Raw genomic sequence first — 12,902 nt, 5'->3', positions numbered from 1 at the left:
CCCGATTGTAGCAACGGCAAAGGCCGTGAACACAAGGCGCTGAATGCGCTCGGTAAAGGCGTTTTTTTGTGATAGGGTTCGCGCCCGCAAAAATCCGCCCCGGGCAGTTTTGCAGGGCAAAAAACAGTGACAAACGGTAGGATCCAGCCCTGCTGCGGCCTGCGTGAGGTTTACCTGCTTCATACACAATTTACGCACAACCTTATCCACAGGCTGTACGTTGCAATCACCCCCAAAAACGCATTATCTTGTAGCTCGGCCGCAAAAAAACCCTACATCTAGGGTTTCAGGCCAAAAACCAAACACAAATCAGACAAGAAACTCAAGCGCTTTTCTTGCACTCGTTTGGTGGAACCAATCGGATTTTCAGAAGCCAAACCGCGCGTGCGGATGGCTGCGGTTTTCCAGCCCACGGCGAGGAAAACGGTACGGGTGTTGCAGTACATGACTGTCACCCACCAGGAATACGGTCACGAGCCACTGGCTCGCGACCTATGACTTCGGCATGGAAGCGGCGCCAACAGCCCCCCTTCCTGAACTGTCCCGAAGTCGTTATGCCCGGCGTGCGCCGGTTGTAGTGCTTCAGGACGGAACGGTGGGCACCCAAAGGGTGCCCAAACAAACATAGAGAACGTGGAGACACCCATGCAAACCGACACAACTCGCGAGAACCCGCAGGCCAAAGCGCCGCAGGCTGCCGATTCCAACCTGGATCTGTCTGCCACCGCGCCTGGCCAACTGCGAGTGATCAAGCGTAACGGCACTGTCGTTCCTTACACCGATGACAAAATCACCGTCGCCATCACCAAAGCGTTTCTCGCAGTTGAAGGCGGCACCGCTGCCGCTTCGTCGCGAATCCACGACACCGTCGCTCGCCTGACCGAGCAGGTCACCGCCACCTTCAAGCGTCGCATGCCTTCGGGCGGCACCATCCATATCGAAGAGATCCAGGACCAGGTTGAACTGGCCCTGATGCGCGCCGGCGAGCAGAAAGTTGCCCGCGACTACGTGATCTACCGTGACTCGCGCGCCAAGGAGCGCGCCACCCGCACCCCAGGCGAAGAGCCGGTGCAGGCTCACCCATCGATCCGCATCACCCGCGCCGACGGCAGCTTCGCGCCTCTGGACATGGGCCGCCTGAACACCATCGTCACCGAAGCCTGCGAAGGCCTGGAAGAAGTCGACGGCGACCTGATCCAGCGCGAAACCCTGAAGAACCTCTACGACGGCGTAGCACTCAAGGACGTCAACACCGCCCTGGTGATGACCGCGCGCACCCTGGTAGAGCGCGAGCCGAACTACTCGTTCGTGACCGCCCGCCTGCTGATGGACACCCTGCGCGCCGAAGGCCTGAGCTTCCTGGAAGTGGCCGAGAGCGCCACTCACCACGAGATGGCCGACCTGTACGCCAAGGCACTGCCGGCCTACGTCGCCAAAGGTATCGAGTTCGAACTGCTGAACCCTGTGCTGGCCGACTTCGACCTGGAAAAACTCGGCAAGGCGATCAACCACGAGCGCGACCAGCAGTTCACCTACCTGGGCCTGCAGACCCTGTACGACCGTTACTTCATCCACAAGGACGGCGTGCGTTTCGAACTGCCGCAGATCTTCTTCATGCGCGTGGCCATGGGCCTGGCGATCGAAGAAAAACAACGCGAAGACCGTGCCATCGAGTTCTACAACCTGTTGTCGTCCTTCGACTACATGGCTTCGACTCCGACCCTGTTCAATGCCGGTACCCTGCGTCCACAGCTGTCGAGCTGCTACCTGACCACCGTGCCGGACGACCTGTCGGGCATCTACGGCGCCATCCACGACAACGCCATGCTGTCGAAATTCGCCGGTGGCCTGGGCAACGACTGGACTCCAGTGCGTGCGCTGGGCTCCTACATCAAGGGCACCAACGGCAAGTCCCAGGGCGTCGTACCGTTCCTGAAAGTGGTGAACGACACCGCGGTAGCCGTGAACCAGGGTGGCAAGCGCAAAGGCGCTGTGTGTGCCTACCTGGAAACCTGGCACATGGACATCGAAGAGTTCATCGAGCTGCGCAAGAACACCGGTGACGATCGTCGTCGTACCCACGACATGAACACCGCCAACTGGATTCCTGACCTGTTCATGAAGCGCGTCTTCGACGACGGCAAGTGGACCCTGTTCTCGCCATCGGAAGTGCCGGACCTGCACGACCTGACCGGCAAGGCCTTCGAAGAACGCTACGAGTACTACGAAGCCCTGTGCGAGTACGGCAAGATCAAGCTGTTCAAGACCATCCAGGCCAAAGACCTGTGGCGCAAGATGCTGTCCATGCTGTTCGAAACCGGCCACCCTTGGCTGACCTTCAAGGACCCGTGCAACCTGCGCAGCCCGCAGCAGCACGTGGGCGTGGTCCACAGCTCGAACCTGTGCACCGAGATCACCTTGAACACCAACAAGGACGAGATCGCCGTTTGCAACCTGGGCTCGATCAACCTGCCGAACCACATCGTCGGCGGCAAGCTGGACACCGCCAAGCTGCAACGCACCGTGAACACTGCTGTGCGCATGCTCGATAACGTGATCGACATCAACTACTACTCGGTACCGCAGGCGAAGAACTCCAACTTCAAGCACCGTCCGGTCGGCCTGGGGATCATGGGCTTCCAGGACGCGCTGTACCTGCAGCACATCCCTTACGGTTCCGATGCCGCTGTCGACTTCGCCGACAAGTCCATGGAAGCGGTGAGCTTCTACGCGATCCAGGCTTCCTGCGACCTGGCCGACGAGCGTGGCGCCTACGAGACGTTCCAGGGTTCGCTGTGGTCCAAAGGCATCCTGCCGCTGGATTCGCAACAGATCCTGATCGAGTCCCGTGGCCAGAAGTACATCGATGTCGACCTGAACGAAACCCTGGACTGGGCACCGGTGCGCGCCCGTGTACAGAAAGGTATTCGTAACTCCAACATCATGGCCATCGCGCCGACCGCGACCATCGCCAACATCACCGGCGTGTCGCAGTCGATCGAACCGACCTACCAGAACCTGTATGTGAAATCGAACCTGTCGGGCGAATTCACCGTGATCAACCCGTACCTGGTTCGCGACCTCAAGGCTCGTGGCCTGTGGGACTCGGTCATGATCAACGACCTGAAGTACTACGACGGTTCCGTGCAGCAGATCGAGCGCATCCCGCAAGAACTCAAGGAGCTCTACGCGACTGCCTTCGAAGTGGAAACCAAGTGGATTGTCGACGCCGCCAGCCGCCGCCAGAAGTGGATCGACCAGGCTCAGTCGCTGAACCTGTACATCGCCGGCGCTTCGGGCAAGAAGCTCGACGTGACCTACCGCATGGCCTGGTACCGTGGCCTGAAAACCACTTACTACCTCCGTGCCCTGGCCGCGACCAGCACCGAGAAGTCGACCATCAATACCGGCAAGCTGAACGCTGTTTCCAGCGGCGGCAACCACGGTGACGACTCGGTCCTGGCGGCTCCAGCCGGTCCAGCTCCAGTGCCGAAGGCTTGCGCCATCGACGAGCCGGATTGCGAAGCTTGCCAATAAGCTGAGCCGATAGGCGCCTCCCGGCGCTTATCCGAACCCCCGACAGGCCCTGCCTGCCGGGGGTTTTCTTTGGCCTGGGGAAAAGCCGCCCTCTCCATCCTCCGCAGCCGCTGCCGGCTGCCCCTACCTGAGTGTCATGACTTATCGCGAGCAAGCTTCGCTCCTACAGAAGCAGATTGCGGTGGATGAATCTTGCGGGCACAAAAAAGCCCCTGCGGTGAGGGGCTTTTTTTGAGCGCTGTCAGCCAGCCATTATCAGGTCATCTGAATAATGGTCTGCATGATGGTGCTCTGGGTGGAGATGGTCTTGGCGTTCGCCTGGTAGTTGCTCTGGGCCTTGATCAGGTCCACCAGCTCGTTGGTCAGGTTGACGTTCGACTCTTCCAGGGAGTTGGACACGATCGAACCCAGGGTGCCGGTTTGTGGAGCATCGTAGCCCGGTACGCCCGAGGCGTAGGTCTCTCTCCAGCTGGTGCCGCCGACTGGCTGCAAACCTTGTTCGTTGGTGAAGCTGGCCAGGGAGATCTGCCCGATGGCCTTGTTCTGGCTGTTGCTGAAGTTGGCGAACAGGGTACCGGTGCCGTCGATGGTCAGGTTGGTGATCTGGCCAGTGGCGTAGCCGTCCTGCACCGGCAGCGAACGCGCGGTATCGGCGTTGAACTGAGTGGTGCTGGTCATGGAGATGGTCACGCCGCCGGCATTGGCGCTGGCACCGTTGGCCGCCCACACACCATTGGTCACGGTACCTGGCACCCAGCCCGCCAGGGTCAGGTTGTTACCCGGATTAGGCGTGGTGGCAGGCGGCGTGATGACCGAAACCAGTTTGCCGGCGGAGTCGAAATTCATGGTCGATGCGACTGGAGCCGTAGCGCCGGTGGTGGTCGGAGCGGAGCCATCGAGGTTACGACCATCGACCAGGGTGTAGGTCTTCCAGGTGTTGGCACCGGTTTTCACCATGTACTGGTCCAGCTTGTGCTCGTTGCCCTGGCTGTCATAGATCGGTGTGCTGAACTGCTTGGTGTAGGTTTCCACCTTGGTCGGATCGAAGGCAAAACCTGTCACGCTCTGGTCGATGACCGGCGCGGTGGAGTTCAGGTTGATGGTCGAGGACACCGAGCCGGTGGCCTTCGGCGACAGGTTCGAGGTGTCGATGCGCAGGTCGGTCAGCACGCCGTTGACGATCTTGCCATTGGCATCGACCGCATAACCTTGCAGGCGGGCAGTGCCATCGGTGTTGGTGATGTAGCCGTCCTTGTCGGTCTTGAAGGTACCGGCGCGGGTGTAGGTCAGCGAGCCGTTGTCGCTCAGCACGAAGAACCCCGAACCCTGGATCCCCATGTCCAGTACGTTGCCGGTGTTGTTCACGTCGCCCTGGCCGAACTGCTGGGAAACGTTGGCCAGACGCACACCGTTGCCCACGGTCTTGCTGCCGGTGCCCAGCTTGGTGGCCGAGTAGACGTCGGCGAACTCGGCACGGGACGATTTGAAGCCGGTGGTTGCCACGTTGGCGATGTTGTTACCGGTCACGTCCAGTTGCTTGTTGGCAGCATAGAGACCGCTAAGGCCGATATTAAAAGACATATTCCACTCCTTGTGCCGCGTTAGTCGGCTCTAGATACCAATGGTTTGAACTTTGGAGAGCGCCACGGGGCTGCTCAGTCCCGCGAGGTTCAACATCAGCTCACCGCCGGTCTGGCTGATGGTGACGCTGTTGACCGTCGCCGGCAGGTAGGTGACCAGGTCGGTCGCCTTGCCATCGATCTTTGTGCTGGCCTTGAAGGTGTAATTGCCCGGATCGGCCTTGGTGCCGTCGGTCTTGGTGCCGTCCCAGACAAAACTGGTACTGCCGGCCTTCTGGCTTCCCAGGTCGAGGGTCTTTACCGTCTTGCCATCCTTGTCGGTGATGGTCACGGTGACGCCACTGACTCCGGTAGGCACTGTCACCGAACCGGTCATGCTCTTGGTGGTGTCGACCTGGGTGGTACCGGTCTGGACGATCACCGAACGCCCCACCAGGGACGAAGCCTGCAGGGCCTGGGACGACTTATAGTTGCCAGTGATGGAGTTCACCGAGGTATTGAGGGTGGTGATCCCTTCCAGGGTGGAGAACTGCGCCAACTGGGCAACGAACTCGCTGTTGTCCTGTGGGTCCAGCGGGTTCTGGTTTTTCAGCTGGGTCACCAGTAGCTTCAGGAACGCGTCCTTGCCCAGCTCATTTTTCCCCTTGACGCTATTGGTAGCCGCGGCCAGGCCGTCATTGCTGGTGGTCGGGGTTTTCTTCGAGGAGTTCGCAAGGATCTCCTTGAGCGTCAGGCTACTGGTGGTATCGGTAACACTCATCTGAGTCGCCCCTTATCACTGACCGAGGGTCAGGACCTTCTGCATCATGGTTTTGGCGGTGTTCATCATTTCCGCGTTGGTCTGGAACGAGCGGCTGGCGGAAATCATGTCGGCCATCTCTTCCACCACGTTGACGTTGGGGTAGTAGACATACCCCTTGGCGTCGGCGGCCGGATGGTTAGGCTCGTAACGCGCCTCTAGGTTGCTCTGGTCCTCGACCACACCCAGCACCTGAACGCCCTGACCGGCCGCGTCCTGGTTCTGGAACAGCGACTCGCTGCCGCCGCTTTGCGCGCCCTGGAACATGGTGGCGAACACCGGGTGGCGCGCACGGTAGGTCTGGTCGATGCTCGAGGAGACTGTCTCGGCGTTGGCGATGTTACTGGCGACGGTGTTCAAGCGAGTGGTCTGGGCACTCATGCCACTACCGGCAATATTGAAAACACTGGCGAGGGACATGGATTACTCTCCGCGCAGGGCTGACACCAGCCCTTTGAATTTGCTGTTGAGCAGCGTGAAGCTGGCCTGGAAGTTCACCGAGTTCTCGGCGTAGTTCGACTGTTCCAGTTGGGCATCCACGGTGTTCTGGTCGATCGACGGCTGCATCGGTGTGCGGTACAGCAGCGATTCGTCGCCGCTGCCCAGGCCTTCGGCTTCGATGTGCCGGCTGTTGGTCATGTTCAGGGCAAAGGTGCCGTTCTTGGCTTTCTCGTTCTGCTCGGCGAGCACGGCAGAGAAGTCCAGATCCCGAGCCTTGTAGTTCGGGGTGTCGGCGTTGGCGATGTTGTTGGCCAGCACCTCGGCACGCTTGGCGCGAAAGCCAAGAGCCTGCTCATGAATGCCGAGCGCTTTATCGAAGCTGATGCTCATGTCGGGAAACCTTCGACCAGATTTTTCGTAAACGGGATATAGCAAGCTGCGTGCCAAGTGCTCAAAGCCCGTAAATCAAGGCTTTGCCGGCAGCGGCAAAGCGGCAATGCCAGAAAAGCGGCAAGGCATTTCCGCGAAACGTCAGCAAAGCGGCAATGCAGCGGTTGCCGCTTCTTCTGCGCTGGCAAAATCGCAGGCACAAAAAAAGAGGCCCGAAGGCCTCTCTTTTCAACAACGACAATCTTACTTCGCCTGGTAGATGATCCCAGGGCTGCACTGGACCATCTGGTAGTGGTCGGGCAATCCATTGAGCGCCTCGGAAGCCCCGAGAAACAGGTAACCACCCGGTTTCAGGGTGCTGTGAATGCGCATCAGGATGTCCTTCTTCACCTCGGCGGAGAAGTAGATCAGCACATTGCGGCAGAACACGACGTCGAATTTGCCCAGGCTGGCATAGCTGTCCAGCAGGTTGAACGAACGGAACTCGACCCGGCTCTTGATCGGCGCCTTGACCACCCAGCGCCCCGGCCCCTTGGGGTCGAAATAGCGCTGCAGGCGGTCGGCCGACAAACCGCGACCGATCGCCAGGCTGTCGTACTCGCCGGTCTTGCAGTTGTTCAGCATGGTCCCGGACAGGTCGGTGGCAACGATCTGCACCCCCATCTTCAGTTGCCCCATGTTGGTCTTCTCGAACTCGTCGATCGACATGGACAACGAATAGGGTTCCTGCCCCGAGGAACAGGCCGCCGACCAGATGCGCAAGCGCTGGTTGGGGCTGGCCTTGATCGCCTCCGGCAAGACCTTGTTCTTCAACACCTCGAATGGATAGGTATCGCGAAACCACAGGGTTTCGTTGGTGGTCATGGCGTCGACCACCATCTCTCGCAAACCGCTGCGCGGCTGGGACTGAATGCGCTGAACCAGCTCCCCGAGGGACTTGATGCCTTGCTGTTCCATCAGTTTGTTGAGACGGCTCGACACCAGATATTGCTTGTTCTCACCCAGCAAGATCCCACAGGCTTTTTCCAGGAACACCCGGAACTGTTCGAAATCCAAATTACCCGTAGACAATGATGCCGCCTCTTAAATCGTGTGACCGCCAGGGATGGATATCCCTAGCTGTTATCTGCTGCTTTGATCCGGTCGACAACCCGGGATGCCAGGTCATCAGGACGAAACTTGGCAAGGAAGTCATCGGCACCGACCTTCTTCACCATCGCCTGATTGAATACACCTGACAACGAAGTATGCAGGATGATGTGCAGCTTTTGCATGCGTGGATCGTTGCGTATTTCGGCCGTGAGGGTGTAGCCGTCCATCTCCGGCATCTCGATGTCGGAGATCATCATCAGAAACTCTTCTTCAGGTTTCTTGCCCTCGTCGACCAGCTTGCGCAGGTAATCCAGCGCCTGTCGACCGTCGTTCAAGGCCACCACCTCGACCCCCACGGTCTGCAGGCAACGCGTGACCTGCTTGCGCGCCACCGACGAGTCATCGACCGTCAGCACCCGCAGTGAAACAGCCTTGTGTTGAGTCTCGACATCCACCACGCCCACCGAAATGGTCTCGGGCGTCGGCGCGACCTCGGCCAGCACCTTCTCGACGTCGATGATTTCCACCAACTGATTGTCCACCCGCGTCACCGCCGTCAGGTAGTGATCGCGCCCCGTCCCCTTGGGTGGCGGATGGATCTCCTCCCAGTTCATGTTGACGATGCGCTCGACCGACCGCACCAGAAACCCCTGGGTCTTGGTGTTGTACTCAGTAATGATGACAAAGGGGTTGCTCAGATCCTGCAACCCGCCTGAACCGGTGGCCATCGCCAGGTCCAGGATCGGAATGGTTGCTCCTCGAATATTCGCGACACCGCACACCACAGGACTGGATTTGGGCATCAACGTCAGTTTGGGGCATTGCAGCACCTCCCGAACCTTGAACACGTTGATCCCGTAGAGCTGCTGCCCGTCGAGACGGAACAACAACAGCTCAAGGCGATTCTGCCCTACCAGTTGCGTGCGCTGGTTCACCGAATCCATTACACCAGCCATGCCCAGACTCCCCAAAGCTTAAGATCCGACGCGCTCATCGCTAAACGGCACGGCGCTTGCTTTTTAACTGTTATGAACGCCAAAACGACATTTTCCCGACGCCTGACATCAAACTACCGCAGATTGCTGTACGGGCTGTCGGCTTTGTTTTTTTTAAACCCTGGCCATCCTGCCGTTGCTGACTCGGTAACCCTGCCTGATCTACTTATCGGCGTCACTCAGGGGTTTCTTGAATTCACCGTAGAAGACTATCTGGAAACCAGTCAAACGCCTGGGCGCTACGAGATCCAGGTCAATCAGCTCGACCCGCGGCTGCGCATGCCGCATTGCGACAAGGAATTGACAGCGACCCTGGAAAGCCCGGCACAACCGCTGGGACGCGTGACCGTTCGCGTCCGTTGCGACGGCGCCTCGCCCTGGACCGTATTCGTGCCCGCCCAGGTCAAGCTGTTCCGCGAAGTGGTCACCACCACCCGGCCACTCAAGCGCGCCGGCATCATCAGCCCCGAAGACGTGATGCTGCGCGAGCGCGATATCGGCCAGATCAACCAGGGCTATCTGACTTCAGTGGACCAGGCCATTGGGCAGAAGCTTGTCCGACCAATGGTCGCCGACCAACTCGTCACCCTGGTTCACCTGGAACAGGCGGAAGTGGTGCGCAAGGGCGATCAGGTGGTGATCTCTGCCCGTAGCGGCACGCTGAATGTGAAAATGCCCGGTGAAGCCTTGTCCAATGGCGGCATGAGCGAGCAGATCCGGGTCAAGAACCTCAATTCACAACGGGTCATCAAAGCGCGGATCACCGCGCCGGGACAGGTGGAAGTCGCCATGTAGACGACTGGCGCTGTGCACTGTTGCCCCCTAAACTGTGGCCCATGCAGGGCCACAGCGGCGCGTGCGGGCTTATCGATATTTGAGCCTAAAGTTTTCCGGCGTATTGCCGAAAACAAGTCAAGCGTCCAAATACCCAGAGGTTTTTTTACCATGGTCATCGATTTCAGCCGTTTAAACAGCTCTCCCTCACTCACCGGCAGCACGCGCACCAGCGCCAGCAAGGAAACCGGCGACGCCGACAAATCCGCGCCGCTGAACGCTCCGGCCGAACAGGCCAGCACCAGCGGGGAGTCGGTACACCTCAGTAATGAGGCTCAACAGTTGCAGAAGATCACTGACAAGCTGCGCGACCAGCCTGCCGTCGACAACGCCCGCGTGGCCGAGTTGAAGCAAGCGATTGCCGATGGCAGCTATAAAGTCGACAGCAACCGTGTAGCCAGCAAACTGCTTAATTTCGAAGCCCAGCGCTAGCCAATAAGGCCTGCGCCAGTTTTTTGGACGCTTAAAACCCAAGGCCATACATGCACGACACTAATTTGCTGCAACTGATCACTGACGACTTTGCTCCAGCTCAACAATTGCTGGAATTGCTGCGCACCGAATCCCTAGCCCTGCACGGTCGCGACATGCCGCTGCTGGAAGAGATTCTCGCGCAGAAGCAAGCCCTGATCATTTTGCTCGAGCAGCATGGCCGCAAACGCAGCGAACTCCTCGCCAGCCTGAACCTTCCTGCCAGCCGCGCCGGCCTGGAACAGTTGGCCAGCCACTCCTCGATCGGCGACCAGTTACTGGCCCAGAGTGACGTGCTGACCCAGATGCTTGCCGATTGCCAGGCGGCGAACGAACTCAACGGTCGCTCGATCCAGGTTCAACAGGCCACCACCGCCAATCAATTGAAAATCCTCACCGGTGGCGAGCCTCCAGCCCTCTATGATGCCCGTGGCTCAACCGCCAAGCTGGCCAAGCCTCGCCCGCTTAGCCAGGCTTGACCCCAGAGATGAGCGCGCCCTATCAAGTCGCGGAACATGCTGGCAAAATGCCGGCTCTTGCGTGTAGTCGTATTTTGTCTGGAGATTGATGAACCGTGTTCAATGCCGTAAACGCAGAAGATGCGCCGCAGCCACCCAAGGTGCTGACCACCCCCTTGGAAATCAACTCCACGCTGCGCTTGCTGCAAGACAGCCATGACCCGCTGATCATCACTTTCCACGAACGCAGCCAGCGCTTTCAAAGCTATCTGGTCGAGATCGATCGTGACAGCAACATGATTGCCCTGGACGAAATGATCCCCCGCGATGGCGAACGCTTCATGCTCGCCGGCGAACCGTTTCGCGTCGAAGGCTTTCACGAAGGCGTGCGCATCGCCTGGGAAAGCAATGGCATCCCGACTATCGACGAATCCAATGGTGGGCGATGCTACCGCGGCACCCTGCCAGACGAAGTGGTCTATCACCAGCGCCGCAATGCCTTTCGCGCAGCCCTGAAGCTGGCCCAACTGGTCAACATCGAACTGGGCGGCGAAAAACTCAAGGCGCCGATCGCCGGCAAGCTGCTGGATATCTCCGCCACCGGCTGCAAGCTGCGCTTCGAGGGCGACATCTCCGGCCGCCTGCAACTGGGCCAAGTCTACGAGCGCTTTATCGCCGCCCTGCCCTTCGGCAGCATGACTGCACCAGTGGAACTGCGTTACCTGCACCACGAAGAGAAGATCGACACGACTTTCGCCGGTGTGCGCTTTCACAACATGAGCGGCCTGGTTCAACGCCAGGTCGAGCGCTTCGTCTATCAGCTGCAACGCGAAGCCCGGCGCTTCGACAAAGACGACCTCTGAGATTCGAGCGTCGATAAAAAACGGGCAGTCCCTTGCGGGGCTGCCCGTTTTGCGTTTCTAGGGCCTGGCCCCACTGAACTGGTCCGGCCCTGGTTCATCCGGCTTCACTACCGGCTCCTCAGCCTCAACCTCATCCGTGGCCGGCGTCTCGACCGGAGGCTCGGCTTCCGGCGCGCTGGTCTGTTGCATCTGATCCTGCACCACTTGCTCATCGACCCGCGGATCGAGCGCGGCCACCAATGGCGAACTGGACATGCTGTCCGGCATCGCCACGTGATGCAGCGGCGCATCATCGACCTGATGCAGGTTGGTCACGGCTTTCGGCCGGATACGCCAGACCAGTACCAGGGCAAAGAAACTGAAGAACGCATAGAGCATCTGGCTGCCGAACAACTTCATCAGCACCCCCGCCACCAAAGGCCCGACACTGGCCCCGACGCCATAGGTCACCAGCAACATCGCGGTCAGCGAGACCCGCCGATCGCCTTCGACATGGTCGTTGGAGAACGCCACCGCCAGCGGGTACAGACAGAACTGCACCAGCGAACAGAGGAACCCCAGGGCGAACAGCACCTCCAGTGGCACCTGGGGCAAAATCGCCAACGGCAAGGCCACGACCGCCAGGAAGCAGGCAAAGCAGCGAATCAGCAAAGCCCGGTCATAACGGTCGGACAGCCATCCCAATGGCCACTGCACCACCAGCCCGGCAAAAATGCAGCTCCCCATGAACAGGCCGACCTGTTCGGTGCTCAAGCCTTGCTGGGAGGCATACAGCGGTGCCAGACCGTAGAATGAACCGACAATCAGCCCCGACCCGAGCACCGTGCTCAGCGACTGTGGAACGCGCTTGATAAAGAAGCGCGGTTCCATGGGCGCAGGATGCAAAGGCGCAGGGTGAATACGCCGGGTCATGGCCACCGGCACCAGACACAGGGCAAAACACAGGGCCACCAGCATCAGCAACTCAAGCCCGAGGGCCGGGTGCATGACCAGAATCAACTGCCCCAGGACCAGCCCCAGATACGAGGCGATCATATAGCCGCTGAACACCAGCCCGCGCTGCTTGGCATCGGCCTGCTCGTTGAGCCAGCTTTCGATGACCATGTACTGGCACATCATGCCCAGGCCGACGATCATCCGCAGCACCAGCCAGGCCGGCAACCAGTCCACCAGGCCATGCCCCAGCACCGCTGCGCCGACGATCCCGGCACAGGTGGCGTAGGCACGGATATGGCCGACCCGGGCAATCAGGCGGTGGCCGATTTTCCCACCCAGCACCAGGCCGAAATAGTTGGCCGCCATCAAGGCCCCCACCCATAACCCGTCGACATGATCGGCGGCCAGGCGCAATGCCAGGTAGGTACTGAGTAAGCCCGAGCCGATCAACATCATCAGCGAGGCGAAATAAAGCGCTCGAAAGGATTTCCAGATTTGGCGCATCG

General features: G+C 59.6%; 13 protein-coding genes. 5 read left to right on the top strand and 8 right to left on the bottom strand.

Annotated features, from left to right (window positions below):
• Window positions 1-278 precede the first annotated feature (278 nt).
• On the bottom strand, window positions 279-446 hold the full coding sequence (locus BMY68_RS29885) for a hypothetical protein (protein WP_155274260.1): 168 nt from the start codon (window positions 444-446) through the stop codon (window positions 279-281).
• Window positions 447-645: 199 nt separating this feature from the next.
• Here BMY68_RS29885 and BMY68_RS12545 point away from each other — a divergent pair, with 199 nt between their 5' ends.
• On the top strand, window positions 646-3,537 hold the full coding sequence (locus BMY68_RS12545) for a ribonucleoside-diphosphate reductase subunit alpha (protein ID WP_085531925.1): 2,892 nt from the start codon (window positions 646-648) through the stop codon (window positions 3,535-3,537).
• A gap of 255 nt (window positions 3,538-3,792) precedes the next feature.
• On the opposite strand, the gene flgE is transcribed toward BMY68_RS12545, so the two are convergent.
• The 6 genes from flgE to BMY68_RS12515 form a co-directional block, all read right to left on the bottom strand.
• Entirely contained in the window at window positions 3,793-5,118 is a 1,326-nt protein-coding gene (flgE, locus tag BMY68_RS12540) for a flagellar hook protein FlgE (RefSeq protein ID WP_009045136.1), read from the bottom strand.
• Window positions 5,119-5,148: 30 nt separating this feature from the next.
• On the bottom strand, window positions 5,149-5,877 hold the full coding sequence (flgD, locus tag BMY68_RS12535; RefSeq protein WP_085531927.1) for a flagellar hook assembly protein FlgD: 729 nt from the start codon (window positions 5,875-5,877) through the stop codon (window positions 5,149-5,151).
• 15 nt (window positions 5,878-5,892) lie between these two features.
• Window positions 5,893-6,336: a flagellar basal body rod protein FlgC gene (flgC, locus tag BMY68_RS12530; protein WP_007921629.1), complete on the bottom strand. Its 444-nt coding sequence runs from the start codon at window positions 6,334-6,336 to the stop codon at window positions 5,893-5,895.
• Between the two features lie 3 nt (window positions 6,337-6,339).
• Window positions 6,340-6,747, bottom strand: coding sequence for a flagellar basal body rod protein FlgB (gene flgB / locus BMY68_RS12525; RefSeq protein ID WP_007921628.1), 408 nt, complete (start codon window positions 6,745-6,747; stop codon window positions 6,340-6,342).
• 243 nt (window positions 6,748-6,990) lie between these two features.
• Complete coding sequence (gene cheR, locus BMY68_RS12520; protein ID WP_007921627.1) at window positions 6,991-7,818, bottom strand: protein-glutamate O-methyltransferase CheR; 828 nt, start codon at window positions 7,816-7,818, stop codon at window positions 6,991-6,993.
• 44 nt (window positions 7,819-7,862) lie between these two features.
• A complete protein-coding gene (locus BMY68_RS12515) occupies window positions 7,863-8,795 on the bottom strand; it encodes a chemotaxis protein CheV (RefSeq protein ID WP_007921626.1) in 933 nt (310 codons plus the stop codon).
• A 72-nt stretch (window positions 8,796-8,867) separates the two neighbouring features.
• Here BMY68_RS12515 and flgA point away from each other — a divergent pair, with 72 nt between their 5' ends.
• The 4 genes from flgA to BMY68_RS12495 all read left to right on the top strand — a co-directional run bounded on the left by flgA (window position 8,868) and on the right by BMY68_RS12495 (window position 11,460).
• The gene (flgA, locus tag BMY68_RS12510) at window positions 8,868-9,629 is read left to right on the top strand and encodes a flagellar basal body P-ring formation chaperone FlgA (protein WP_062824959.1); all 762 of its coding nucleotides are present in this window, start codon (window positions 8,868-8,870) and stop codon (window positions 9,627-9,629) included.
• A gap of 150 nt (window positions 9,630-9,779) precedes the next feature.
• Window positions 9,780-10,100 (top strand): flagellar biosynthesis anti-sigma factor FlgM, encoded by a 321-nt coding sequence (gene flgM / locus BMY68_RS12505; RefSeq protein ID WP_009045139.1) that lies wholly within the window; start codon window positions 9,780-9,782, stop codon window positions 10,098-10,100.
• A gap of 50 nt (window positions 10,101-10,150) precedes the next feature.
• On the top strand, window positions 10,151-10,618 hold the full coding sequence (locus BMY68_RS12500) for a flagella synthesis protein FlgN (RefSeq protein ID WP_007921623.1): 468 nt from the start codon (window positions 10,151-10,153) through the stop codon (window positions 10,616-10,618).
• 95 nt (window positions 10,619-10,713) lie between these two features.
• The gene (locus BMY68_RS12495; RefSeq protein ID WP_009045140.1) at window positions 10,714-11,460 is read left to right on the top strand and encodes a flagellar brake protein; all 747 of its coding nucleotides are present in this window, start codon (window positions 10,714-10,716) and stop codon (window positions 11,458-11,460) included.
• Between the two features lie 57 nt (window positions 11,461-11,517).
• On the opposite strand, the gene BMY68_RS12490 is transcribed toward BMY68_RS12495, so the two are convergent.
• The gene (locus tag BMY68_RS12490) at window positions 11,518-12,900 is read right to left on the bottom strand and encodes an MFS transporter (RefSeq protein WP_007921621.1); all 1,383 of its coding nucleotides are present in this window, start codon (window positions 12,898-12,900) and stop codon (window positions 11,518-11,520) included.
• Window positions 12,901-12,902: the final 2 nt, after the last annotated feature.

It is taken from the genome of Pseudomonas sp. NFACC41-3, from assembly GCF_900109505.1.
GTDB lineage: Bacteria > Pseudomonadota > Gammaproteobacteria > Pseudomonadales > Pseudomonadaceae > Aquipseudomonas > Aquipseudomonas chlororaphis.
Note: the sequence above shows the minus strand (reverse complement) of the source record. Positions and strands in the feature narration are given on the sequence as shown.